The following is a 24,535-nucleotide window of genomic DNA, read 5'->3' as shown; positions in this document are numbered from 1 at the left end:
AGTAATGGCGGGTGCCGGCCGAGTCGAGGCGTTGCTGCTGTACCTTTAGGAGCAAGGTTTGCCCGCGATTGCGGATTCAGATTTGAAACCCGCCCTCAGCTTTTGTGCTTGGCCATATGCGGGCACCCTGTTGGTGGATTGCCGATGAAGGTGCGGGCCGACCAAAGTTCCGGGAACGGAATTTCATCCAGAGTCGGTGCCAGCCAGGCGACGCCTTCGGTGCCGAAGTAGGCGGGGCGGGTACCGAAAGTTCGTCGGGTTGCCATCAGGTGACGGTACTTCCATTGGCTGAACGCCTCGGCGATGTCGGCCAGGGTTTCGCCAATCTGCTGTAACTGGAGGTTGATATCGGGACCGGCATAAATCTCGCGCCATAGCTGTTCGATGGCTTGGCTTGGAACATACGGGGCACTGAAATCACGCGCCAGTACCGCTTTGGGCACATCCATGCCGATGCGGCTGAAATAGGCGAGCAGTTCATCATAGAGGCTCGGTTCGGCCAGGGCCTGCTTGAGTTGTGCCAGGCGCGCCGGTTGCGGTTCGAAATGTTGAAGATGCTCGGCCTGCTTGATCCCCAGCAAATAAACCATGTGTCGATAGGTCCAGCCTTGCAGCGCAGTGTCCTTGCCGTAGGTCGCGGCGGCGCGTGAGAGGATTGCCATCAGGTCGTTCGGCGTCATCCAGTCAATCGAGCGCCAGTTGGCGTCCAGCACCTCTTGATGGCCGACCACCCGCATCAAGGTGCGGTAGACGTGGCCCAGGTTGTTTTCGCGCAATTGGCGTTGCGCCGTTTGCAGTTCCTTGACGATGAGCATCCAGTAGAGCTCAGACACTTGCACGTGGGCGATCCAGGCATGTTCGCCAGGGTGATCGCTGACCGGGGTCTGTAGGGAGTGCAGCACATCAGTGTGCATCCAGGCGCTGTAGGGCGTTTGACCGACGGGGGTGTCGGTGGGAGCGAGGCTCGCGGTATCTAGGGTGTTGTTCATTGTTATTTTCCTGGTCGTGTTCAGCCTGCCAATCAGCGGCGGGGATCAAGAAAATACTAGGGCGAGGGCGCAGGCCTGAGAAGTTGGCCGTGCTGTACGTTAAGTCCCGGATCGGCGAACGATCCTTGCGGTAAATACCCCCTGAATCCTGCCAGAATAACTGTCATTGTCGTCAGACGGTCACGTACTTATGATGAAGCAATCGATGATCGCAGGGCCTCTATTGCGCAGCGGTTAGCATCAATTACCGAGGGCTCATTCCAGAAAAAAAACGCCCCGGTTTTCTCCATCGTGATTCTGCCCAGGTAATGCCCGGATGCTGGATTTGAAAGATGTCTTTTACTTTGTTCAAGTGGTCGACCGAGGTGGCTTCACCGCCGCCGGCAACAGTCTGCGACTTCCCAAATCGACACTGAGCCATCGGGTCCATGAGCTGGAAAACTATCTCGGCGTTCGCCTGCTCAACCGCACTTCGCGCCAGTTCGGCATGACCGACATCGGTACTGAGTTCTACCAGTACGCCATCGCCATGCTCAACAGCGCGGACATCGCCGAAGAGGCGGTGCGCCAACGGCTGGCCGAGCCCAGCGGCGTCGTGCGCATCACCACGGCGGTAGAAATCGCCCAGTTCGCCCTGCGCGATTTGCTGCCCACGTTCCTTGCCCGTTATCCCAAGGTACAGATCGTGGAGATATCCACCGACCGGCTGGTGGACATTGTCGGCGAAGGCTTTGATCTGGCGATTCGCGGGCACATCTCGCCGTTGCAGGACTCGTCCCTGGTCCAGCGGGCGATTGCCAGTGTGCCATGGTTCCTGTTCGCCGGGCCTGAGTATCTGGAGAAATCGGGGGCACCGGCGACCCCGGAGGACCTGGCGCAACACACGACCATTTCGATCGTGCGCGGAGGTTCGCCGCATTGGAATTTGCGCAGCTCGACTGGCCAGGACACCAGCGTGCCTATCGCGCCACGATTCCAGAGCAACGACATGATCTCTACCAAGGAAGCCGCCTGCGCGAACCTGGGGATCGCTGCGCTGCCGGGCTATATCTGCAAGGAAGAACTCAAGAACGGCACCCTGCGACGGGTGTTGCCGGGGTGGATGGTCGCGGACGCACGCATGACCGCGCTGATGCCTCATCGCACCGGGCTGCTGCCGGCGGTAAGGGCGCTGATCGATTTTCTCGCCGTGGAGATTCCCAAGGTCACGACCTTCGACGACGCGTAAGGCACAAGACGTGTGGGAGCGAGCCTGCTCGCTCCCACACGGGGGGCAGTCAGTGGGATTGCTTGCCTTCAGCAGCCCTCAGCCAACAGACTTTCCAGCGCCATCGCAATCCGCAGCAGGCCCGCATCATCGCCCGCTCGGCCGACGATTTGCAGGGAAGCGGGTAGGGGACTGTCGGGCGCCCGCAAAGGTAATGGAATTGAAATGGCCGGAAAACCCGCGAGATTGAAAGGGGCGGTATAGGTCATCAGGGCTTCGCGCACCGTGCCCTGCCAGGCGCCGATGTTCAAGCTCGACTGGCCTACCCGCGGCGCGGTGCAGGGGCAAGTCGCCAGCAATAGATAATCGACACCGGCCATGGCCTGCTCGAGCTTGACGCGCAGTGTTCGGCGCACTGTTTGCGCGTTGGCGTAATCGCTCATCACCACCGCCCTGGACCGCTCGAGACGCTCTACCGTTTCTGCGCCATAGTGACGCTTGATGAAGTCCCAGTCATGGCGAGCAAAGTGGGACACGCCACCCTCCGTCAGGACAATCTGCGCGAAAGCCTGAAACGCCCCCTCGAACAGCCCCGGGGTATCGACTTCGTCGCACCCATACACCTTACGAACACTGTCCACGGCATGCTCGAACGCCTGCGCCACTGCCGCGCTCATGGGCACCGGGTCGACCTGGCTGATAATCTTAAAGCGCGGTGCCACGACTGGCCGGTCATCGGGTGCGATACCCAATGCGGCCGCCAGCAGCATCACGTCCGACACGCTGGCGCCGAGCAACCCCGGATGATCCAGGCTGGGCGCCAGGGCAAAAATACCCTGGGTCGGGAACCGGCCATAGGTTGGCTTGAAACCGGTCACCCCGCACATCGCCGCCGGGATTCGCACCGAACCACCGGTGTCGGTACCCAGGCCCGCGGCGACTGCACCACCGGCAATCGCCGCCGCCGCACCGCCGCTCGAACCACCGGGAATGCAGCGGGTGTCGAGGGGATTGAAGGTGTCGCCGAACTCACTGCTGGAGGTGGTGACGCCCCAGGCAAATTCGTGGGTGGTGGTCTTGCCGATAATGATCGCGCCTTGCTCCACCAATACCTGCACCACTTGGGCGTTGGCCGACGGCACATTGCCCAGGCAGGCGGGCGAGCCGTAGCGGGTTTCCAGGCCTTGGGTGTCGATCAAGTCCTTGACGCCGATCGGCAGGCCTTCAAGGGCTCGCTGGGTACCGGCGGCATAGCGTCGGTCACTGTACGCCGCAGCCTCCAGCGCCGAGTGGCGGGTGATACTGGCAAACGCATTCAAGGTCGGCTGGGTAGCTTGCGCTATTGTCAGCGCCTGCTCGATCAACACTGTCGCGCTGACATTGCCGCTTAGCAGAGCCTGACGCGCGTCACGCAACCCTGACATGCGAGCGATCACCACAGGCGCTCCAGCAGCAGCTCAAGCTTGACCGCCGCGTTGTCGCCCAAGTCCTCGACCTCTTTCGGGTAATTGGCGTTGAGCAACTCGGCAATTTTGCCCAGTTGCGACTTGTCGATGTCAAAGCTGCTGATGCGATGAGGCAGGCCGAGTCTGAGCACCAGACCAGCGACGCGCTCGGCCAATTGTTCGGCGGCCTGCCCGTTGGGCGCCGGCGTAAAAATATCGAGTTTGGCCCCGTAGTGTTCGGCGCACGCGCGGATGACCGGTGCCAGGGTGATGCACGAAGTCATGCTATGGGGAAGGCCGAAAGTACCGCCCAAGATATGACCGATGCGGTGGCTGAGCCCGTAAATCACCGACGCGGGTGAGAAGTAGCATTGCCACGCCGCCAGTTGCAGTTGCAGCAGGTCGTGGGGGGTGACCAGGCCATGGTCGATGGCGAGGCGGGTTTCGAACCGTTCAGGCCAGCGCTCCAGCACGTTGAAGAAACGCTGCAAACCGCTGGCCGACATGATCGCGTGGGGGTGGTCGACGCGGACCTTGCGCATGCCTTCCACCGCGTGATCCATGCCCTTGATCGCCGAGGACAGTAGCAACGAGCGGGGCGTATCCAGCAACAGTACAGGGTCGAGCACCACCACTTTGGGGGTCGTTTCGCGAATGGCGTAACTGCGTTTGAATTTCACCCGACCGGTGGTTTCGGTGATGCCGAAGTAATGGGAAAACTCCGAGCCTGACAGGGTGGTGGGCAGCGCCGCGATAGGCAGGTAAATGCCGGTACGCTGAAAGTGCTGGTACGACACAGCCTTGGCCGCGTCGAGCACCGAGCCGCCGCCCAGAGCAATGATCGACTTGGCGCCGAGGCGAATGCACGCCTGCAAGCCCTCCTGGACTGCGACGTCCGGTACATGCGCCGGCAAATCGGTGAACACGCCCACACTCTGCTGGATGTGCGGTTGCAGCGCGGTCTCATTCAAGGATTCAAGCGGCGCCACCGTGAAAGTAATCGGGCGCTCTATGCCATGGTCGGCAAATCGGGCAACGGCGTCCGCCAGGATGTTTGTGCCCCACAACACCGAATCCTGCGGCAGGCAAGTGAGTTGATTCATTGTTATTGACCTTGTTGGCTGCTGAATACGCCTTGAGGCTGACGCGTGGCGCGCATCGTCACAAGACTGTTGTCCAGAACGTAGCGTCCAGGGTTTTGGACGATCAATTGTTTTGTTGGCTTACTGGCCTTCTGAGTTTTTCTTTTGGTGAATTAATGCAGGGGTTAGTTGCGGGAGTTGGTTGTACGCAGAGTTCTTAAATTGCGAACGATTGGAGTTCGGTTGTTTATTCTAAGTGGGTGATATTGCTTGATTATTTTTCACTTCTTTATGTAATTGATTGATTTGTAAGGTTTTTACTGCCTGATTTAGCCTGTTTTCAAGTGCGGATTGTATTTGAAAATCAGCCGCTACACCGGGCCTCGCAATGTTTTGTCGGCCTGGCAGGGTAGTTTTTAATCGTGACATTTTAAATTGACGGCTCTATAAATCCGTCGAAGTTTCCCCAGCGAGTAACACCCGTAACCCGTCGCGGGAACTCAGCCGTGCGCCCGAACAAAACAATAAGAAGGCTTAAAAACATGAATCGACAATCGTTGTTCAACCTCACCGGTGTTACTTGCATGGCCTTGAGTTGTATGGCGAACGCCAGCGAAGGAGGTGGTTCGTCTTACCCCTTGGGCGCGGAATCCTACATGGCCGGCGCGATGCCTCCCCCGGGTATGTACGGCCAGGTGTTCGTAAGCCACTACGAGGTCGATAGCTTTCGGGGCAACGATGGCAAGAAGCTGCCCATGGATTTCGACCTGCGAGCCGATTGCATCGCCGGCCGCTTTATTTGGGTAACCGAGCAGCAAGTGCTGGGTGGTCAACTCGGCTTTCACCTGATTGCGCCGCTGGTGGACGTCAAGGTCAGCATCAACGACCAGTCGCAAAGCAAAAGCGGCCTGGGTGACATCATCCTCGCGCCTGCCTTGGGCTATCACTACAGTGACAAGATGCACGCGATTTTCGCCGTCGATACCATCGTCCCCACAGGCCGTTACGAACGCAATGACCTGGCCAACACCGGTCGCAACTACTGGGTGATCCAGCCCGTTGTCGCACTGGCGTATGTCGACCCGGACGGCCTGAACGTCGACGTCAAGACGATGTATGACTTCAACTTCGAAAACCCCGCAACCAACTATCGGTCTGGCCAGTCACTGCACATGGACTATTCCGTCGGCTGGGGGATGGGCAACGGCTGGGTGCTTGGCGTGGGCGGTTATGCCCTGTGGCAAACCACCGACGACCGCCAGGACGGCGAGCGGGTGGAGGACAACAAAAGCCGGAGCCTGGCCATTGGTCCATCCATCAAGTACTCGAGTAAAAGCGGCTGGTTCCTCACCGCAAAATGGCAAAACGAAACCGAGGTCCGCAACCGCCCCGACGGTAATGCCTATTGGCTAAAACTGAGCGTGCCGTTCTAGCGCCCGCCAAGCGCCCGGCTGATCAAGCCGGGCGCTTGGCGGGGGGACGATCCCCCTATGGGAGCCAGCTTGTTCGCGATGGCGCTGGGTCTAACGCTGATGATGTTGGAATTGCCGCCCCATCTCCGGTGGTGATCTTGCGTAAGTTCAGGAGATCTGAAATTTCGACTTTTTCAACATGATCGACCAAAGCGGACATTGGCATGGCTACCACTCTATCGGTCAACCGGCATTTAGCCGGGCAGCGGGAGCTCTGCCTTTTCAAGTAAATTAGCGATTTCACAAGTTTATCTTTGGTAGCGCAACGTCTTCCTTGTAGTTCAAACTTCTTGGCAAGAGATTGGATAGCTTGAGGGTTGTTGATCAGCTAGAGATCAGCGCAGGTAGACATCTGAAAGGCAGTTCCGAGAGTTAGCGCCGCTAATTAAAATTTTATTGATATCGAATCCACTACGCTGTTGGAAGATGTCGACGATGAATGAAACGAGTCTGGAAGTGGCAGAGTAAGTGTGAGGTTTTAGCACAATGTATGAAGGTTTGTTGAGCGCGGTGTGCGCAATAAAGCTGCCTATTATTTCGATAAAGCGCTACGTAAACTCACTATGATCATTGGCATTATGCTCCGCTTTGCCTCAGGTATGGCAGTAACGATTTTAACTCTGGATCCATGGAGATATTAGAGTAGTTAATGGTGGCTGCAGTCTTATGATCGGTTTTTTCCAGCTTCAGCCGAAATTCAGAAAAGCATACTTACGTGCTGGCACATCCGACGCTTAGACACCTGCCTGGTTTGTACTCGACTGTGGCAGTGAGAGATTCTGTTTTGTTTTAGCCTGGGCGGCTCGCGCTGAGGTTTTGCGACTGATGAATTTTTAGTGATGATGTCATTATGATACGTATGTATGAGTGTTACTTATGAGGACTGTACGTATGCTCTCTCGTTTCTCACCATTCTAGGGGTATATGGATGTCGGTCATACGAAATATGGGTGTCGCACCGCGTGCTTTTCTGGGCTTCTCGCTAATTGCTCTTTTAGTCATCGCCTTAGGTTTATTTTCAATGAGTCGAATGGCGTTGATCCGGCAAGCCGCCGTCGACATGGAAACAAACATGCTGCCCAGCATCGTGTATTTGGGCGACGTACAGGAAAATACTCTTTATTTACGGATCGTTGCTTCACGCATGGTTAACAACCGCGATCATGCTCAACTGCAACAGATGTATAATTCTCTCCCTGAATATATCCAAAAACTACAAGCAGCGAAAAATGCTTACGGCGCTACTCCAGCCGGTGCTGAAGAAAAATCCACCTTCGCTCAGTTCAACAACTCCCTGGATTCGTACCTGAAGATCCAGGGCGAAGCGCTAGAGCTATCGAAGCAGGACAAGGTGGAGGAATTACGAGCGTTACTCAATACGCGTCTGACTAGCTCTTTAGAAGTGATGTCGGCGAGCCTTCAAAAGCTGATAAACATCAATCAAAATGCGGCAGTCATCTCTTCGAAGGAATCAAGCGAACAATTCGATAACGCCACCCACGCAATCATCGGCACATCGATCATAGCGGTCGTCTTGACCGTATTTCTAGCGTGGCTACTGACCCGCAGTATTGTCGTTCCCCTGGCCCGCGCGCTCGATGCAGCAGAGCAAATCGCCGCTGGCGATCTGACTAAGCCTATTGAAGTAGATGGCAACGATGAGCCGGGTAAGGTGCTAGCGGCCTTGCTGGTAATGCAGCAAAATCTGCGTCGGACGATAGAGCAGATTTCCGGATCAGCGACGCAGTTGGCATCAGCCTCTGAGGAATTGAGTGCGGTAACCGACGAATCGTCCCGAAGCCTGCAAAAGCAAAACAACGAAATCGAGCAGGCCGCGACCGCCGTCAATGAAATGACCGCGGCCGTAGAAGAAGTAGCGCGCAATGCGATTTCTACATCTGAAGTATCGAAGCAATCCAGCGTCTTTGCAGTCCATGGACGTGACCGAGTGGTACAGACCGTCGCAGCCATTGAGTCTATGACCTTTGACGTTCAAAACACCTCCATACTGATTGAAGGCCTGGCGGCGAAGGGGCGTGATATTGGCCGGGTACTGGATGTAATCCGCTCCATCGCCGAGCAAACCAATCTGCTTGCACTTAACGCTGCAATTGAGGCTGCCCGCGCGGGTGAAGCCGGCAGAGGGTTCGCCGTTGTTGCCGACGAAGTCCGGGCACTTGCGCATCGTACTGCAGACTCCACTCAAGAAATCGAGATCATGGTGGCCGGAATTCAAAGCGGCACTGCCGAAGCGGTTCTGTCAATGGCACGCAATACCGATCGCACACAATCAACGTTGGAACTGGCAAATGCTGCTGGCGAGGCTCTGACGCAAATTACCGAGTCGATCTCGCAGATCAACGAACGCAATCAGGTAATCGCCAGCGCATCGGAGGAACAGGCACAGGTGTCCAAGGAAGTTGACCGGAACCTGGTCAACATCCATGACCTGTCTATGCAGACTTCGGCCGGCGCCAATCAAACCAGCGCCGCCAGCAACGAGTTGTCACGCCTGGCGGTTGACCTAAGTGCGATGGTGACGCGGTTTGTAATTTAAGGGCGACTTGTCGCAAACGCTGACTCAGCCTTGTACAACCCGGAGGCGGGTGTCATTCGCGAGTGTAGATGCCCATGGCTTTGCCATGTACTTCAATTTCTGCCTCAAAGGTCAGATCAAGCCGCCTGACCAGACTAAGGGGTGATTCATTGACATGAGTGATAAGTGCCCGGATCCTCGGCTCTCGACGAACTTCAATGGCATAATTCATAGCTGCTGCTGCTGCCGCTGCCTTGCTTGCGAAACCTTGTCCTCCAGAGTGAACGATAAGTGTTCCAGCCGAGTTCCATTACACTTGGCCCCTCGCGAAAGAATGCCCCCACGTTACGCTCAACGAATTATCGCCATCACCGACGAAGGCGACCGGGCTGTGATTGCGTTGGCGGCCTGCCAAGTCTATGTCAAAGCAATAACGCGCTGAGCCGTACCTTATCAGTGCATGTGCCGAGAGCGAGGGGAGGCGAGGCTTATACCAAGGTATAGGTAAAGCAAGATGTGCAGCCGGCCGATACCTGGGTGAGAAAAATCGCCACCCAATTTAAGAAGGACTTCATCATGTTTAGTGCCATCCGCTTGCGTACCAAGCTGTTGCTGCTTGCGTTGGTGCCAATATTTCTATTGAGCATTTTGTTTAGCGCGGTCTCCATGGTGCTTTTGGAGCGGCTTGCGGTACAGCAAGAAGAACTGACTCGTGAACGGCTGGTTGGTGATCATCGTAATGATATTCAGCAGTTAGTGGCTATGGCGAGAAAGGCAATTGAGCCGCTCTATGACCAGTCGGCGAACGGTGATGTGGCTGCTCGTGCAAAGGCCATCGAAGTACTAAAGCGGTTGTCGTACGGAGCCGATGGCTACTTCTGGGGTTACGATGAGAGCGGTGTGCGATTGCTTCAGGGGGCTACAGAAGACAAAATCGGACAGAGCTTCTCTGATTACCGCGATCCTAATGGGCTGTATGCAATTAGAGAACTTGTAGCTGCGGGAAAGAGCAATAGCCATTACGTCGGCTATAGCTTTGTGCTCGGCTCTAGCAATCGGATTGTACCTAAAATTGGATATGCCGAGTATTTGCCAAAATGGGGCATGGTATTTGGTACGTCAATAAACCTTGATGATGTCGACGTTAGCGTAGAGAAGGAGCGAAAGCAATTTAGGGAGAGTATTAACCATTCGCTGTTAGTTATGCTCGGCTCTACGATTGCATTGTTGATTGTGGTGGGCATACTTGCAAAGGGAATGAGCGGCTCGATTTTGCGACCGTTGCTGCAGATCAAGGCCAGCCTTGACGACATTGCCTCCGGAGATGGCAATCTTAGCCACCGGTTACCGGTGGCTAGTGGTGATGAGCTTGGCGAACTAGCATTATCCTTCAATCTCTTTGTTGATAAAATTCATGTTTTGGTCCAACAAGTTGCTGGGACAACCACCGAGTTATCCGGGCTGGTTAGTGCGGTATCCAGTCAGGCGCAACGCTCTGAAAAAGCGATGATTGGGCAACGTCATGAGACTGAGCAGGTAGCGACAGCAATTAATGAAATGTCTGCTGCAGCCCATGAGGTGTCTGCCAGTGCCCAGCGGGCTGCTGATGCTGCACGAGAGACAGACGAGGAGGGAGCGTCTGCCAAATGTGTGGTGGAAGGCAGTGTCGAGAGTATCCATCAATTGGTTGGTGAAGTCCGTAGCAGCAGCGACTCACTGAATAATCTACGCCAAGACGTTCAGTCCATTGTGGGCGTGCTCGAAGTCATTCGCTCGATTGCTGATCAGACCAACCTTCTGGCGCTCAACGCGGCCATTGAGGCAGCCCGGGCCGGAGACGCTGGTCGTGGTTTTGCAGTGGTAGCCGATGAGGTGCGAGCACTGGCGAGTCGTACCCAACAAAGCACTGGCGAAATACAGAGAATGATTGACAGTTTGCATGGCACCACGCGCAATGCGGTGGAGGCTATGAAGCGCGCGAGCGCAATGGGTGAAAGTACGACCGAGCAAGCAATTCGTGCAGGCCAGTCGCTGGACACTATCGCCAAGTTAATCGGCACCATAAACTCGATGAGCGCGCAAATTGCTAGCGCTGCCGAGGAGCAGACGGCGGTGGCGGAGGAGATCAATCGCAGCGTGCACGAAATCTCCGTTGCAGTGGAAGGTGTCGCCGACGATGCCGTGCAAGGTGCCAGCACGGCCCGAGAGTTGAATAGCCTGGGTGGGCGTTTGCAGGTACTGGTCGGACAATTCAAAATTTGAGTGCTTACTGCCGCGCAATACTTCCTGCCCCAGTGGGCGGTATTGCGCTCTTCTTGGCTGGTTATGAGGTTAGCGTAACACCGCGTTACATGAAGATTTTTTAACGGTCAGCAGGACGCCGGAAGAGGCGGGGACTTAGCTATGGAACACATGGCTGACCTGGGATCGCGGCAAAGAGATGGCTGACCTTAAGCGCTTTACGGTGGCTACCGACATAAAGGTCTACTTCTGCGATCCTCATCGTCCTTGGCAACGGGGATCGAATGAGAACACCAACGGGTTGTTAAGGCAGTACTTCCCAAAAGGAACCGACCTTGCGGATCACTCGCAAGCCACGCTCAATGAAGTCGCAAGGCAGCTAAATAGCCGCCCTAGGAAAACACTAGACTACGAAACACCCGCTGAACGATTTAGCCAATCTGTTGCGTCGACCGGTTGAATCCACAGCCGATTGTTGGCTCACTAGAGCCCCCCCCCTACGCTTGCAAAAATCGATCGGGCCGGCATGGGCAAAGGGCACTGGACACCTTGTCATCGATGATCTCCTCGCTGGCCAGACGTCCCACTGCCGCCGCCAAAGTAATTCCAGGGTGCATTGCACAAACGTAGACGCCACCCACTTTGGGTAGATAACCAATGATGGGGATGCCATCGGCAGGCATGGGCCTGAGTCCGACACAAGCCCGTTCCGGATCTATGGAAACAACACCATGGAGTTCGTTCTGGATCGTCTTGGCAGTTCGAAGCGCTATCGCTGCCGGCTGATTTTCCACGGCGTCGTCCAGATAATCTTCTGCCGCCAGCAACGCATCATCCGAACTTTGCCTCACTTCCATATCAGGGCTGGAGATGAGGGTGTGCACGAGGTTGGGTTGTGACTTGTAACGGATGAAAATGGCAGGAGATGCCTCTATTGGCAGGGACACTCCAAGCGTGTCTGCCAGCTTCGTGATGCCTGTCCCGGCTGCCAGTACGACAATATCGGCATCGAGGATGCCTATTGTTGTTTCGACTCCAGTCACCGTTGCACTCTGGGTTACAAAACCGAGCACTCGCGTCTGAGTGAGAATCTTCGCCCCATGCGCCTGGGCACCTGCGATCAACGCATGCGTAGCTGCTACTGCGTCCAGCGCTCCTTCTTCAGCCGCATACAGAGCAGACTGGGGAGGGTTCTTGAGATTTGGTTCCAAGTCGAGAATCTGCGATCGAGACACCAGGTTTGCCGAAGCTTGGTGACCTGAGGTTGGCAGCGCTTCAATCGCCATCACGCTGTAAGACAAGGCGCCTGTCCATCTTATCTCTAGATCTGGCAGCTGCGTTTCGAGTCGGCGGTACTCCTTGATGGCAGAACCGCGCAGTTGCGCGATTGGGTCGGGTTCGGGGTGTGAGGCATTGAGCCAAGCGAATGAGCTGCCAGTCACTCCCGAAGCTATATCTTCCGCTTCTACCAAAGTGACATTCGCGCCTTTACCTGCCAAGTGATACGCCAATGACGCGCCAACGATGCCTGCGCCAATGACAACGACTCGTTTGCCCTGACCATCTCCCATATCAACCTCCGTTTTGTTGATGTGCCGATGGTACGACAGCTGGATGATTTCATTACATGAGAACCTGATCGTTCAGGACGCTTTCTGAGTGTCTGCTACTGGCCGATTTCTGCCTGTTGCCACCGTCAACTATGGGGAGGTAGTTACTCCTTGGTCAGAGTATCGAGACGATTTTCCTGTCCTGGTTTTCCGTCATTGCTGACACTGACAGATTGCCCCTCGCAGCTTCCTGAATGCGATCACTCCACCGGGCAATCATTGGTCGCCTGCGTTCGATGTAGTCCGCCCAGTTATATTGCACTCGTTACGGCATGCGCCCGATCATTCCCCGTCGCCCCATACATCGGCGCCCGCGCCCAGGCCTGCTGCACCAGTTCGACCGACCGAAATATCGCCAGCGCACTGTGGTGGAGCGTCTGTTTGGCTGGTTAAAGGAAAAGCGGCGTCTAAATACGCGATATGACAAGCTGACAGCAGCTTTAGAGCCATGGTGACGCTCGCCTGTATCGAGCGCTGCATGAGGGCCAACTTTTCAGGCAGACCCTAGGTCGTTCTTATCAACGTGACCTACAACGGCGCTGATCTGGTCCGGGAATGTTAAGCGGACATCAACCGGCAAAGTAGCTGTCCGCTTCTCACTATGTCTTAGTCGGCGCTTAGGTCAGCGTGCCGCCATCAACTGTCAAGATGGTTCCGGTGATTTGCCTAGCCGCACCAGAAGCGAGGAATGCCACTGCAGCGGCGATATCCTCCGGCTCACCGTAGCGGCCAAGCGGTATTAGAGCGCGCTGGAAATCGCCGAACTCGCCCTCGGCCGGGTTCATCTCCGTGTTGGTCGATCCTGGCTGGATGAGGTTGACGGTGATGTCGCGGGGCCCAAGCTCTCGCGCCAGACCGCGGGTGAAGGATTGAAGCGCCGATTTGGTCATAGAATAGACCGTCGACGGTCCGACGATCCGTTCAGCGCCTGCGGAACCAATTGTGACAATCCGGCCGCCCTGGCTGAGGTAAGGCATGGCGGCTTGAGATGCCAAGATCGGTGAGCGCGCATTGACAGCGAAAAGTGCGTCGATCTCGGCGACGGTGAAGTCCGCCACGTCCTTGTAAATCGCAATCGCCGCGTTGTTCACCAGGATGTCGAGACCGCCCAATGCCTGAGCGGCCTCATTGACCGACCGTTTGACCGCCTCGGGGTCCATGCTGTCGGCCTGGATCGCCAACGCCTTGCGCCCTTTGCCCTCGATTGTCGCCACAACTTGCGCTGCCCGATCGGCGGCGCGTTCGTATGTAATCGCGACATCTGCTCCCTTTTCAGCCAGCGCGATCGCGATCGCCGCTCCGATGCCGCGCGACGCGCCGGTCACTAGAGCGCGTTTACCAGTTAGTTCACTCATCAATCATTCCTCTTTGTGTCGACAGGGGACATGTTTCGCCCCGCCGCGACGCGGCGGGCGTCCGTGCGGCCTGCCGCCGCACGATTGTTCCGGGTCAGGCGATCAGGACGGGCAGACCGCTCAGGCGGCGGTTGTCCATGTCGTCATGTGCGCGGGCTATCTCGTCGAACGGATAGCGGGCCGTTTCGAGATCGCTGAAAATGCCGGAGCGCATCGCATCCCATAACTGCGAGGTCGCGATTTCGACGGCCGGTCCGCGCACATATTGCGGTGAACCGCCGCTGCGAACATCCACGCCGCGTCGCGCGAGATCGTAGGATGGCGCGGGCTGGCCCGACGCGGCTCCGATCGCAGCAATCACACCACCGTCGCGGATGCTAGCCGCGCCCAGCGCGAAAGTTGCCTGCCCCACCAGGTCATAGACGACATCGACACCGTCTGGTGCGATCGCACGGATCCTGGCGGCGATGTCCGGCTCTCCAGTGTGGAAGGCATAAGTAGCACCTGCCGCGACCTTGTCGAACTTGTCAGGCGATCCGGCCACACCGATAACCGTTGCGCCGAGTGACTTCGCCCAGCGAGACAGGATGGCGCCCACGCTTCCCGATGCGCCCAGTATCAGCACCGTGTCGGTGGATTTGATATCGTGGAGCCCGCGCAGCCCCATCCATGCCGATCCACCCTTTGCCAGAAACGTCGCCGCTGTCTCGTTCGAGATATCGGCAGGCAGGCGAATGAGCGGTGCGGTCGAGATGATCCTCTCGGTGGCATATGCGCTTTCAGCAAAGAAATAAGCAACGCGGTCACCGACCGACAGCCCCTCCACGCCCGGTCCGACCTCGGTGATTGTTCCAGCCGCTTCGAAACCGGGGGCCGCCGGCAACGCCATCGGATATTGGCCCTTTCGTATCATCGTATCGACGAAGTTGAGGCCTATCGCGTCTTGTGCGAGCCTCACCTCGCCGGCGCGCGGCGCGCTGAGCTCCCTTTCGATGATCTGCAGGACGGAGGGACCGCCGATCGACCGCATCTGAATGATTTTTGTCACGATATTGTCTCCGGGCTCGGACGCCGCGCGGTACTTCCGATGAAATAAGAGGTTGGCGCAGCGATGCTCAGTTGAACTTGACGAGGTTGAGAGCAGGCAATGGACCGCCGGGGGAACTGAATCAGTTGGCCGCCTATCGAGAGGGAGACGAGATCGATCACGGCTTCGTTGCCTGCCTTACCGAGCGCCATGGCAAACGCACCTTCGATATTGGCTCCGATGATTCCAACGGTCATGATCCAGTCCTTCCCGGCCAGTTAGCGGTCCTTCTACTCCATCCTTGACCTGATGCTGCTGGCGTCGCAGAAATCCGGTGTTGCTGTTGAACCGAGTATTGCTGGAAAATAGACTCAGGATAAGTCATGAATGGGTTGTTTTAGTTTCAATCAATGCTTGAAGACTGGTGATTATGGAAACCCTTGCAAACCTTGAAGCGTTCGTCCGAAGCGCAGAAGCAAGCAGCTTTTCCGGGGCTGCGCGGCGTCTCTCGATGACTCCGGCTGCCGTCAGCCGCAATGTTGCGATGCTGGAGCGGAACCTCGGCATTCGGCTGTTTCACCGCTCGACGCGGAAGTTAACATTGACCGAAGCGGGGGAGTCTTTTCTGGCAAGCATCGGAGAAAGCCTGAACCACCTTCAGGGGGCTATTGATGGGGCATCACAAACGAAGGGTGAAGCTGTCGGCGTTCTGAAGGTCAGCATGAGTTTGTCGTTCGCCATGGGATACGTTCTTCCCGCATTGCCCGATTTTCTGGCGCGCTATCCGGGCGTTAGACCTGACTGGCATTTCGATAGCCGCAGGGTCGACTTGATTGCGGAAGGCTTCGACGTCGCGATCGGTGGTGGCTTCGACCTCAATCCAGGCATCGTTGCGACGACGCTGGCACCGGTGCACGTTATCGCGGTCGCATCGCCCAGCTATTTTGACGAGCGGCGGCGACCGACAAGTCCTGCCGATCTGGTCGATCATGCGGGGATACTGATGCGGTCTTCGAATTCGGGTCGGGTTAGGCAATGGATGATGCGTGACGCCCAGGGGTGCGAAGAGCACGCGCTGCTCAACGAGACGATCGTGATGAGCGACGCCTTCCCCATGGCGCAAGCAGCGATCGCGGGGCTCGGCATCGCGTTGCTGGCTGTGCCCGATGTGTTGCCGCATCTGGAAAGCGGTGCGCTCGAACGTATCCTCCCGAAGTGGTATGCCGATGCCGGATCGATCTCGCTCTACTATTCAGGCCGTGCGCTCCAACCGTTGAAGACACGCGCCTTCATTGATTTTTATACTGAATACTTCCGCCGCGAGCGTCTCAGCACCCGGTTCGCAGGCAGCCTCATATAGTGCCAACGCGTCCTTGTAAGCTCTGCAAGCTTCGATCGCTTCCTCCGTCATGCGGGTGCAAGCACAATTGCAGACTTCTGCTAAACCGCGGCCCCTGAACCTTTGAATCGCCCTTGATATTGTAGCAATTCGATGGCTGCTTTTGGCCGAAAGCGGTCTACTGAGCATTCAATGCTACCGACGCGCTGTGCTTAGTTTGATTTGTTTAGCACCAACTTAACGGTGTCAGAAGGGTTGGGTTGCGGAAATGCCCGAATAGATGCGGAAACGATCCATAGAGAGAGGAGCAAAATTCCTGAGTGCCAGAAACGACAAAGCCCTGAATAATCAGGGCTTTGTCGTATAAAGATGGCGGAGGCGATGGGATTCGAACTCATGGACCTGTTACAGTCGACGGTTTTCAAGACCGTTGCCTTAAACCACTCGGCCACACCTCCGTTTGCGTTGCGGGCGCCATAATACCTGAATGAAACACACTGTCAAACTCTCTGCATAGCTTGTTACAGGGCGTCTGTTATGATCTTTGCGACTGAACGTTTCAAACCAACAGGAGTGTCGCCATGCGCGAACAGGATTACGCAGTTAATAACAGCGTGCAGGTTGAGCAGCTAGAGGTTAGCCGCGTCCTGCGCAACACATACGGCTTGCTCGCCCTGACTCTCGCATTCAGCGGTGTAATGGCTTTCGTTGCCCAGCAGATGCGTGTTGGCTACCCGAATATTTTCGTGGTGCTGATCGGCTTCTACGGTCTTTTCTTCCTCACCAACAAACTCCGTGATTCCGCCTGGGGCCTGGTGTCGGCATTTGCCCTGACCGGTTTCATGGGTTTCCTGCTCGGCCCGATCCTCAACCGTTACCTTGGCATGCAAGGCGGCGCTGAAGTCGTCAGCTCGGCATTCGCGATGACGGCACTGGTGTTCGGCGGCTTGTCGGCCTACGTGCTGATCACCCGTAAGGACATGAGCTTCCTTGGCGGCTTTATCACTGCAGGCTTCTTCGTTCTGCTGGGTGCAACGCTGGCGAGCTTCTTCTTCCAGATCAGCGGCCTGCAACTGGCGATCAGCGCAGGTTTTGTGCTGTTCTCCTCGGTTTGCATCCTGTTCCAGACCAGCGCGATCATCCATGGCGGCGAGCGCAACTACATCATGGCGACCATCAGCCTGTATGTATCGATCTACAACCTGTTCGTCAGCTTGTTGCAGCTGTTCGGTATCATGAGCCGCGATGACTAATCGTCGGCACTGACAAAAAAACCCGCTTCGGCGGGTTTTTTCGTTCTCGGGTTTGGGGACCGATTCTACAGGCGTCGTTTTAGCCAGGTTTGCAGAGACTTATGCTCAAAGCCTCTATGCCATCGGCGGCAAGCGGCGCTTGACCGGGGTCTTCTTGACGATGGCGGTGTTGGTTTCCGCGTGGGTGTTGAGGCGATCGAGCAAGGTGTCTAATTGCTCCATCGAGCGGACGTGCAGGCGCGCAATGAAGCAGTCGTCGCCGGTGACTTTGTCGCACTCAGTGAACTCGGGTATGGCCATGATTTGCCGTTCCACCTCGTGAAGCTGGCCTGGCAGCGGGCGAATGCGCACGATGGCCTGGAGTTGGTAACCGAAGTATTTCGGGTCGATTTCCACGGTGTAACCCCTGAGCACCCCACGCTCTTCGAGGCGCCGCAGGCGCTCGGCAACGCTCGGTGAAGACAAACCGCTGATTTGCGCCAAGGCCTTGAGCGAGCGTCGCGAGTCTTCCATCAATGCCGTGATCAGCACCTGGTCGATGTCATCTGTCATGACGAAACCTCTATTAGGCAGATCGTAGGAAATGCCTTCGCATGAAAGGCAGATGTCGAGTTTAGCCTTATTTTTGCGCTGGAGAAGCGCCGAAGCGGATCGGCATAATTTGCCCATCAACAAAGGAGTCTGAAGATGGACAAAACAATACGTCGCGGCTCGTTCGAAATGACCGCCGCCATGCTGATCTCCGGAACCATCGGCTGGTTCGTACTGATTTCAGGACTACCGGTACTGGAGGTGGTGTTCTGGCGCTGTGTGTTCGGGGCCGGCACCTTGTTGCTGATTTGTGCAGCGTTTGGCTTCCTGCGTCCCGGGATTCTGACCCGTACCACGTTCCTGCTGGCCGTTCTCAGCGGTGTGGCAATTGTCGGCAACTGGGTGCTGTTGTTCGCCTCTTATTCTCGTGCTTCGATTGCCATCGGCACTGCGGTTTATAACGTTCAGCCGTTCATGCTGGTCGGCCTTGCGGCGATGTTCCTCAACGAGAAAATTACCCTGACGAAACTGGCGTGGTTGGGGGTGTCGTTTCTCGGGATGTTGGCGATTGTCAGCGCCCATGGAGGGCAGGGCGAAAGTGGCGACGAATACCTGCTGGGCATCGCACTGGCGTTGGGTGCGGCATTTCTTTATGCGATCGCCGCGTTGATTATCAAGCGCCTGACGGGCACTCCGCCGCATCTGATCGCGCTGATTCAGGTCAGCACCGGTGTGCTGCTACTCGCGCCTTTTGCACACTTTTCGGCAATGCCACAGGCGCCGAATGCGTGGGCCAGCCTGATTACACTGGGCATCGTACATACGGGCGTGATGTACGTGCTGTTGTACGGCGCGATCCAGAAGTTGCCGACCGCATTAACGGGCGCGTTGTCATTCATCTACCCGATCGCGGCGATCTTTGTCGACTGGTTTGCCTTTGACCACCGTCTGGTGTTGCTGCAATGGGTCGGGGTCGCCGCAATTTTGTTGGCCGCTGCAGGAATGCAGCAGGGCTGGAGCCTGATGCTTCGACGACCTGTCACCCAATAAGCGGTGAAGATACGCAAGGCGCAGCGAGTACGTCGCCGCGCTTTGGAGGATCGCGATGTCTTGAAGCAATTTGGTCAGTTTGTACCGTCAAAGAATGTTTTGATCCGCGCTGGGCTCACGCTGTGATTTGCATAGTAGTTTTGCGCCCCGTTGTTATTGAATGCCTCGGATTTGGAGGAATGGGTGATAAAGACGCCACAGGCTTCCAGCCATCCGGGTGATAGCAGCGCATCTTCGGGCGTCATGTTCCATGCGGATGAACAGTCTTTTTTGAAAACGAGATAAACCTTGATTTGATCACTCCCCATCATTCTAAAGAGCGGAGTGGTGCTAATGTGCTGATCGTTCAAGAGCTGCTCACAGGCAGCCTGAAGTCGAGAGATTTTTTCTCTCCAGTCAGCTTGCTGCAAGTCAACGGTCTCGCACATCGTCGGCAGATGCCAATTGAGCATTTGCGGTTTGGCATTGTCTTCTTCTGGCGGTGTACGAGAGAAGATGGGGAGAGGAACCTGATCAGGGATGAACTGAAAGTGCGGGGTGTTTTTATCGCTGCTGCTTTCAAGGGCATTCTGGACGATGAAATCTCCCGGTTTTGCCCGCTGAATCAGGAACTCAGCCATCTCGGTAAAATAAGTCGCCTTATTTGACAGGTCTTCTTTCTCGCGCCGTCGGGTTTCGTTTAAAAAAACTGCGTTGTTGTACTGCTGTAGTCTGTCTACTGGCGCTTTGTTGAAGGCTATTTCACTGTCGTCCCGGGATTTGCAGAGCAGCAAATCCATTGTCCGAGACATTTCTTCACCCCTGAAAATCCTGGGATCAGGTGTGATGATTTTTTGCCCGTGAAAGTATGGGTTGGTTGGCTCCTGCTCGAGGAAAGGGCGACCGTTCAATGTCAATGCAGTCGGTTGGACTGCGTGTGAATAGAATCTGGAAATTGCGGTGTGATCAGAAAATAATCGAATTTCACGCTTTCGATGGTGCGTGTCGTCAATGCCAAGTTTATCAAGTAACCTTTTTCTCGGCGCTTGAAGTGCTTTTTCAGCGAAGGCTAATGTTCTGGTTTTACCGAGCAAGTCGATCATGTACGGAGATAATTGATCCGAGTCGTCAGGCTGGGCGAGAGGGTGAGTCATTTTTTCAATGTTGCTGCTGCTGTGTCCACGGACCTGGCTCATTTGCGTATGGTCGCGGTTGTCTTTTTTTTCCGTCAATTGCGCTGAGTGCGCCTCCATTGTTGACGTGAGCGGAATGAATGCCCGTACGGTTGATCTGTAATCGTTGCCGATCATTGGTCTTGGCCTTGTTCGTTGTGATGGAAGTAGAGAAGCGTCGGGGGCTCTCTTTTGTCAGAGATAATTAAATGTGGGTTATAGGTTGTTTCTATCGCTTAATATTCGATGGGTGATGAAGTGCTGGAGTAATTGTGGTTTGGGTTCTTTAGCATGGTCTAAAGTGGCACTGGCGATTCTAATGTTGTTCTCGGAGAATACCTGGCTGGCAGCATCCAGATCGTCAAGCATGTAGTAGGTGAAGAGAGTAAGTGTCTGATGGGTCTCAGGTAGGGTAGCTCTGGATCGAAATTGCTCGATGTATTCCTTGGCAAGGGCCGCACGGCTTTCGAACAAACTCACAAACGGGTTGCCTGGATGGACGGCTTTTAAAAGAGGGGTGTAGGTTCTGTAAAGATTGTAAACGTTTTGCGCGACTTCTGTGATTTTCTCGAGTGGGAGAAGATTGTCTTGTTCTGAACCAAATTTTACTTGGGTGAGATCCCTTTCCAGTGGTTTGAAAAAGGCTTCATTGGTTCTCTCTCTGAGCTGGGTACGGGCGGGAAATGCGTCGTTTTCTGTACAGTCAGGCTTAAGCTCCGCGTTCTGATCATAGTTCATCAGCATCGGAATCATCCTGAACAGCGTTTCTGCTTGCCAAGCACTTTCATCTGCAAGGCTCGGTACTTTTTCGAGTACCTCTGGTAGGTTTTCGTAGGTGTTCATCTGCTTGTCGAACAATGGCTTGTTTTTCACTACTGTGAAGTCTTTTTCGAATGTTGCGACGGTCAGGTTTTCAAGAGGTTTGAATTTGCTGCCCTCAATGAGTGCTCGGACTTGGGAGTTGAGAACCTCTTTCTCGGAGGTAAGGCATTCCATGAATTTTTCAGGGCTCGTGGTTTTGAAACCGCCCAGTACGAAGGTCTGTAACGGCGTCAGATTTCGCGCTTGCGACAACGCTTGGCCTGAAAGGAAAGGCTTGCACCGGTCCAGTCCATGAAAAGTCATTAACTCAGAACTTCTGGATTCGCCTTGGTCCTGTCCGTCTTTACTGCTGGCCGACCGATGATGGACGATCATCTCGGTTCGAATACCGGTTTCCAATGGCGTATCGTTATCCGGGTTCTGAATCACTACATAGCTCGCACCGGGCACACCTCGAAATTCAGTTTCCAGATCCTGCAGGTTTGGAAATTTGGTGGCTGCTTCGCTTTGTGTGTAGCGAATGGAGGCTGTGGTGTCATAGGGGAACGCTGCCAGGCACTGTTCTTTGTTGGCTTGGGCAGTTCCTTTTACGCGCGTGGTGATGAGTTTGAACTCCGCTGCGTAGTTACTGTTATCAAAATGAAACATCCATTCCCTGTATTTGCCGTCATCTTTGCTGGCTGGGTTGTCCATGAATCGGAAGTTTGACACGGCGGGAATGTCACCCAATTGGTAGGCAGCTTTAAAGATTTGAAAAGGTGTAAGTTTGGCCTCAAGGCAACGGCTGTCAGTTATAAGTGGCTTGATATTTTGCGTGGCAAAATCAAGCTTTGTGTAGTCTTCTTTTTGGGTGGCATGGTCGCTCATGACTTCATCGTAAAATGCTTTGAAGTTTTCAAAAGTGCTGACGTCAATCTCGCTGACAGATACACCGAATTTCGACCACTCATTCAGAATCGAATGGAAGGGCTCTCTTAAATCTTCGTCTATCAATGATACTAATTTGCAACGAAGTGCGTCAGTCGAAGGAATTTCAGAGATTTGTTTATACTGTGTTTTCTCCACTTCATTTAAATCGGTTATTGCTCTAAAACGATTGGGGATGGAAGTGCTGTTCGAGTATTGAGCGAGAAAAGTACGTACCACGCCAGGCTCTTTTAACATTTCGGCAGGGTTGCACTGAATGATCTTGTTAATAAATTGTATGTTCAGGTCGTGTAATTCTGAGTTTGATAAATTGTGGAGCTGAAGACCTGGTTTTTCCGTGTTTTGTGTTTTTTGAACTAAATAAGTTAGCTTGTTCTTGTCGTCATGTATGAGTTGTTTATTACCTTGAGCGGTTTGTACTTGTATGATTTTGAAGGGGGTGGTTGGTTGGTAGCAAGCAATACTAGTGTTAAGCAATTGGCGTCCTTGTAGTATTATCTTTTATTGGGCGCGCCATTCTAATAAGGGATGTTCTATTGGCTATTAAAAAAAGCTCATTTTGGGGGGCGGTAGCAAAGTTACGGGTGTAAGGTGAGGGAGCTTCGAAAAGCTCCCGTCACATTCAAAAAATGTAGTCAGTGGTCAAAAAGCTCGAACTGCGACCGCTGATGATCTCGCTGATCAGGTCTTTGTTGGTCTCCTGGAATTTGGTTGCCACCAGCGTGCGGATCGAAAACACCCGCAACGCATCGTGCACCGACAAGGTGCCTTCGGCGGAGTTCTTGCGTCCGTTGAACGGGTAGGTGTCCGGGCCGCGTTGGCACTGGGCGTTGAGGTTGATGCGCCCGACCTGATTGGCGAAGGTGTCGACCAAGCGGCCGACGGCCACCGGGTTGGTGCCGAAGATGCTCAATTGCTGGCCGAAGTCCGACTCCAGGACGTAATCGATCACCGTGTCCAGATGGCGGTACGGCACGATGGGGACCACCGGGCCGAACTGTTCTTCCTGGTAAACGCGCATCTGTGGAGTCACCGGGTACAGCACGGCGGGGTAGAAGAACGATGCCCGGGCTTCGCCGCCATTGGGGTTGACCACTTTGGCGCCCTTGCTGACGGCATCGGCCACCAGCGCGTGCAGGTAGTCGACTTTGCCCGATTCGGGTAATGGCGTCAGAGCAACGCCGCTATCCCACGGCATGCCGGGTTTTAGGGTGGCGAGTTTGGCGTTGAATTTCTCGATGAATGCATCGACCACATCCTCGTGGACAAACAGGATTTTCAGCGCGGTGCAGCGCTGGCCGTTGAACGACAGCGAACCGGTGACCGCTTCGTTGACCGCGTTGTCCAGGTCCACCTCTGGCAGGACGATGCCGGGGTTCTTTGCATCGAGCCCTAATGCGGCGCGCAAGCGGTGGGGTTTGGGATGGAGTTTTTTCAGGTCGCTGGCGGCTTTGTTGGTACCAATGAAGGCGAAGATGTCTATCTTGCCGCTGGCCATCAGCGCACTGACGGTTTCCCGGCCGCTGCCGTAGATCACGTTGATCACCCCGGCCGGGAAGCTGTCGCGGAAGGCTTCGAGCAATGGCCGAATCAGCAGCACACCGAGCTTCGCCGGCTTGAACACCACGGTGTTGCCCATGATCAGCGCCGGGATCAGCGTGGTGAAGGTTTCATTCAACGGATAGTTGTAAGGCCCCATGCACAGCGCCACACCGAGCGGGACGCGGCGGATCTGGCCGAGGGTGTCTTGCTCCAGCTCGAAACGACTGGAGCGGCGGTCAAGTTCCTTGAGTGCGTTGACGGTGTCGACGATGTAATCGCAAGTGCGGTCGAACTCTTTTTCCGAGTCCTTGAGGTTCTTGCCGATTTCCCACATCAGCAATTTGACCACCGCGTCGCGTTGCTCCCGCATGCGCGCGAGAAAGCTTTCGACGTGCTGGATACGTTCAGCCACGCGCATCGTCGGCCACAAGCCCTGGCCGCGATCATAGGCACGGACGGCGGCGTCGAGGGCGGTCAGAGCGGTGTCGGCATCAAGCAGTGGCGTGCTGCCGAGGATCACTTGTTCGTCGCCATTGGCTCCGCTCAGGTAAACCGGGCTGCGGACCTGGGCGAGGGGGCCTGGCCAGGTTTTCAGGACGCCATCGACCAGGTAATCGCGCTGCTCGGTCGGACCGTCGAGCCGGTATTTTTCCGGAATGCTGCCGGCCTCGGGAAACAAATTGCCAAGGAGATCTGCTGTGCTCATGTCGCTACCCCGTGTGAGATGTCAGCCGTACGCTGATGGCCTGTCGTTCGGAAATCGCTGCAAAGGTTATACGCCCTAATGACCCGGTTTTTTAAGTCAATCGAGTGGCGACCGGCAGAATAGAGGGGTGGTGATCTGGATCTTGTGCCTCAAGCGTAGACCGCTTTGCCCGGATCTTGAAAGGCGACTTTTGACCTTGGAGCACACAACGCTCGGTGCTGCGGTTAAACTTCGCGTTCTTTTTCAAGGA

At 55.3% G+C, this 24,535-nt stretch carries 18 protein-coding genes, 1 tRNA gene and 5 pseudogenes; 11 read left to right on the top strand and 13 right to left on the bottom strand.

Annotated elements, in window-relative coordinates:
- Positions 1-95: 95 nt before the first annotated feature.
- Positions 96-989, bottom strand: coding sequence for a tryptophan 2,3-dioxygenase (locus BVK86_RS04165; RefSeq protein WP_075945223.1), 894 nt, complete (start codon positions 987-989; stop codon positions 96-98).
- Between the two features lie 316 nt (positions 990-1,305).
- On the opposite strand from BVK86_RS04165, the gene BVK86_RS04160 reads away from it, so the two are divergent.
- Complete coding sequence (locus BVK86_RS04160) at positions 1,306-2,217, top strand: LysR substrate-binding domain-containing protein (protein WP_075945222.1); 912 nt, start codon at positions 1,306-1,308, stop codon at positions 2,215-2,217.
- A 68-nt stretch (positions 2,218-2,285) separates the two neighbouring features.
- Here the strand turns inward: BVK86_RS04160 and BVK86_RS04155 are convergent, their stop codons facing one another.
- Entirely contained in the window at positions 2,286-3,632 is a 1,347-nt protein-coding gene (locus BVK86_RS04155) for an amidase (RefSeq protein ID WP_197678084.1), read from the bottom strand.
- Positions 3,629-4,744, bottom strand: coding sequence for an iron-containing alcohol dehydrogenase (locus BVK86_RS04150; protein ID WP_075945221.1), 1,116 nt, complete (start codon positions 4,742-4,744; stop codon positions 3,629-3,631). Before BVK86_RS04150 ends, BVK86_RS04155 begins: the two co-directional genes overlap by 4 nt.
- Before the next feature lie 521 nt (positions 4,745-5,265).
- Here BVK86_RS04150 and BVK86_RS04145 point away from each other — a divergent pair.
- The 6 genes and pseudogenes from BVK86_RS04145 to BVK86_RS04130 all read left to right on the top strand — a co-directional run.
- On the top strand, positions 5,266-6,156 hold the full coding sequence (locus BVK86_RS04145) for a SphA family protein (RefSeq protein WP_075945220.1): 891 nt from the start codon (positions 5,266-5,268) through the stop codon (positions 6,154-6,156).
- A 967-nt stretch (positions 6,157-7,123) separates the two neighbouring features.
- Positions 7,124-7,618: pseudogene (locus BVK86_RS30680) on the top strand (MCP four helix bundle domain-containing protein); the annotation flags it as partial.
- Between the two features lie 81 nt (positions 7,619-7,699).
- Entirely contained in the window at positions 7,700-8,752 is a 1,053-nt protein-coding gene (locus tag BVK86_RS30430; protein ID WP_411961625.1) for a methyl-accepting chemotaxis protein, read from the top strand.
- A gap of 555 nt (positions 8,753-9,307) precedes the next feature.
- Positions 9,308-10,135: pseudogene (locus tag BVK86_RS30425) on the top strand (cache domain-containing protein); the annotation flags it as partial.
- Positions 10,136-10,237: 102 nt separating this feature from the next.
- On the top strand, positions 10,238-10,993 hold the full coding sequence (locus BVK86_RS30420; RefSeq protein WP_408002996.1) for a methyl-accepting chemotaxis protein: 756 nt from the start codon (positions 10,238-10,240) through the stop codon (positions 10,991-10,993).
- 154 nt (positions 10,994-11,147) lie between these two features.
- A pseudogene (locus BVK86_RS04130) lies at positions 11,148-11,432 on the top strand (IS30 family transposase); the annotation flags it as partial.
- A 37-nt stretch (positions 11,433-11,469) separates the two neighbouring features.
- On the opposite strand, the gene BVK86_RS04125 reads toward BVK86_RS04130, so the two are convergent.
- Both BVK86_RS04125 and BVK86_RS30055 read right to left on the bottom strand, forming a co-directional pair.
- Entirely contained in the window at positions 11,470-12,543 is a 1,074-nt protein-coding gene (locus tag BVK86_RS04125) for an NAD(P)/FAD-dependent oxidoreductase (RefSeq protein ID WP_075945218.1), read from the bottom strand.
- 154 nt (positions 12,544-12,697) lie between these two features.
- Positions 12,698-12,847, bottom strand: a pseudogene (locus tag BVK86_RS30055) (integrase); the annotation flags it as partial.
- Between BVK86_RS30055 and BVK86_RS04120 the strand changes: the two are divergent.
- Positions 12,837-13,090 (top strand): annotated as a pseudogene (locus BVK86_RS04120) (transposase); the annotation flags it as partial. The pseudogenes BVK86_RS30055 and BVK86_RS04120 sit on opposite strands and share 11 nt — an antisense overlap.
- Before the next feature lie 109 nt (positions 13,091-13,199).
- Here the strand turns inward: BVK86_RS04120 and BVK86_RS04115 are convergent.
- The 3 genes from BVK86_RS04115 to BVK86_RS29945 all read right to left on the bottom strand — a co-directional run bounded on the left by BVK86_RS04115 (position 13,200) and on the right by BVK86_RS29945 (position 15,221).
- The gene (locus tag BVK86_RS04115; protein ID WP_075945217.1) at positions 13,200-13,937 is read right to left on the bottom strand and encodes an SDR family NAD(P)-dependent oxidoreductase; all 738 of its coding nucleotides are present in this window, start codon (positions 13,935-13,937) and stop codon (positions 13,200-13,202) included.
- Between the two features lie 94 nt (positions 13,938-14,031).
- Complete coding sequence (locus BVK86_RS04110) at positions 14,032-14,985, bottom strand: zinc-binding dehydrogenase (protein ID WP_197678085.1); 954 nt, start codon at positions 14,983-14,985, stop codon at positions 14,032-14,034.
- Positions 14,982-15,221, bottom strand: a complete 240-nt coding sequence (locus BVK86_RS29945; protein ID WP_075945216.1) for a hypothetical protein — start codon at positions 15,219-15,221, stop codon at positions 14,982-14,984. The genes BVK86_RS04110 and BVK86_RS29945 overlap by 4 nt, the downstream gene beginning before the upstream one ends.
- Positions 15,222-15,394: 173 nt before the next feature.
- On the opposite strand from BVK86_RS29945, the gene BVK86_RS04100 reads away from it, so the two are divergent.
- Positions 15,395-16,324: a LysR family transcriptional regulator gene (locus BVK86_RS04100; RefSeq protein ID WP_075945215.1), complete on the top strand. Its 930-nt coding sequence runs from the start codon at positions 15,395-15,397 to the stop codon at positions 16,322-16,324.
- A 349-nt stretch (positions 16,325-16,673) separates the two neighbouring features.
- On the opposite strand, the gene BVK86_RS04095 is transcribed toward BVK86_RS04100, so the two are convergent.
- A tRNA-Ser gene (locus BVK86_RS04095) sits at positions 16,674-16,761 on the bottom strand.
- A 123-nt stretch (positions 16,762-16,884) separates the two neighbouring features.
- On the opposite strand from BVK86_RS04095, the gene BVK86_RS04090 reads away from it, so the two are divergent.
- Complete coding sequence (locus tag BVK86_RS04090) at positions 16,885-17,556, top strand: Bax inhibitor-1/YccA family protein (protein WP_010461027.1); 672 nt, start codon at positions 16,885-16,887, stop codon at positions 17,554-17,556.
- 114 nt (positions 17,557-17,670) lie between these two features.
- Here BVK86_RS04090 and BVK86_RS04085 read toward each other — a convergent pair whose 3' ends face one another.
- The gene (locus BVK86_RS04085; protein ID WP_075945214.1) at positions 17,671-18,108 is read right to left on the bottom strand and encodes an Lrp/AsnC family transcriptional regulator; all 438 of its coding nucleotides are present in this window, start codon (positions 18,106-18,108) and stop codon (positions 17,671-17,673) included.
- A gap of 135 nt (positions 18,109-18,243) precedes the next feature.
- Here BVK86_RS04085 and BVK86_RS04080 point away from each other — a divergent pair, with 135 nt between their 5' ends.
- Positions 18,244-19,137 (top strand): DMT family transporter, encoded by an 894-nt coding sequence (locus BVK86_RS04080; RefSeq protein ID WP_075945213.1) that lies wholly within the window; start codon positions 18,244-18,246, stop codon positions 19,135-19,137.
- A 74-nt stretch (positions 19,138-19,211) separates the two neighbouring features.
- On the opposite strand, the gene BVK86_RS04075 is transcribed toward BVK86_RS04080, so the two are convergent.
- The 3 genes from BVK86_RS04075 to BVK86_RS04065 form a co-directional block, all read right to left on the bottom strand.
- The gene (locus BVK86_RS04075) at positions 19,212-20,426 is read right to left on the bottom strand and encodes a hypothetical protein (RefSeq protein WP_075945212.1); all 1,215 of its coding nucleotides are present in this window, start codon (positions 20,424-20,426) and stop codon (positions 19,212-19,214) included.
- Positions 20,427-20,504: 78 nt separating this feature from the next.
- Positions 20,505-22,514: a hypothetical protein gene (locus BVK86_RS04070; protein ID WP_075945211.1), complete on the bottom strand. Its 2,010-nt coding sequence runs from the start codon at positions 22,512-22,514 to the stop codon at positions 20,505-20,507.
- 145 nt (positions 22,515-22,659) lie between these two features.
- A complete protein-coding gene (locus tag BVK86_RS04065; protein ID WP_075945210.1) occupies positions 22,660-24,285 on the bottom strand; it encodes an NADP-dependent glyceraldehyde-3-phosphate dehydrogenase in 1,626 nt (541 codons plus the stop codon).
- Positions 24,286-24,535: the final 250 nt, after the last annotated feature.

This window comes from Pseudomonas reinekei (genome assembly GCF_001945365.1).
Taxonomy (GTDB): Bacteria; Pseudomonadota; Gammaproteobacteria; order Pseudomonadales; family Pseudomonadaceae; genus Aquipseudomonas; species Aquipseudomonas reinekei.
The sequence above is the reverse complement of the archived record's forward strand: the minus strand, read 5'-3'. Positions and strand labels throughout refer to the sequence as shown.

Coding starts and splice junctions, on each gene's coding strand:
- BVK86_RS04165 (WP_075945223.1), bottom strand. CDS start 989: ATGAACAACACCCTAGATACCGCGAGCCTCGCTCCCACCGACACCCCC.
- BVK86_RS04160 (WP_075945222.1), top strand. CDS start 1,306: ATGCTGGATTTGAAAGATGTCTTTTACTTTGTTCAAGTGGTCGACCGA.
- BVK86_RS04150 (WP_075945221.1), bottom strand. CDS start 4,744: ATGAATCAACTCACTTGCCTGCCGCAGGATTCGGTGTTGTGGGGCACA.
- BVK86_RS04145 (WP_075945220.1), top strand. CDS start 5,266: ATGAATCGACAATCGTTGTTCAACCTCACCGGTGTTACTTGCATGGCC.
- BVK86_RS30420 (WP_408002996.1), top strand. CDS start 10,238: ATGATTGGGCAACGTCATGAGACTGAGCAGGTAGCGACAGCAATTAAT.
- BVK86_RS04125 (WP_075945218.1), bottom strand. CDS start 12,543: ATGGGAGATGGTCAGGGCAAACGAGTCGTTGTCATTGGCGCAGGCATC.
- BVK86_RS04115 (WP_075945217.1), bottom strand. CDS start 13,937: ATGAGTGAACTAACTGGTAAACGCGCTCTAGTGACCGGCGCGTCGCGC.
- BVK86_RS29945 (WP_075945216.1), bottom strand. CDS start 15,221: ATGACCGTTGGAATCATCGGAGCCAATATCGAAGGTGCGTTTGCCATG.
- BVK86_RS04100 (WP_075945215.1), top strand. CDS start 15,395: ATGGAAACCCTTGCAAACCTTGAAGCGTTCGTCCGAAGCGCAGAAGCA.
- BVK86_RS04090 (WP_010461027.1), top strand. CDS start 16,885: ATGCGCGAACAGGATTACGCAGTTAATAACAGCGTGCAGGTTGAGCAG.
- BVK86_RS04085 (WP_075945214.1), bottom strand. CDS start 18,108: ATGACAGATGACATCGACCAGGTGCTGATCACGGCATTGATGGAAGAC.
- BVK86_RS04080 (WP_075945213.1), top strand. CDS start 18,244: ATGGACAAAACAATACGTCGCGGCTCGTTCGAAATGACCGCCGCCATG.
- BVK86_RS04075 (WP_075945212.1), bottom strand. CDS start 20,426: ATGATCGGCAACGATTACAGATCAACCGTACGGGCATTCATTCCGCTC.
- BVK86_RS04065 (WP_075945210.1), bottom strand. CDS start 24,285: ATGAGCACAGCAGATCTCCTTGGCAATTTGTTTCCCGAGGCCGGCAGC.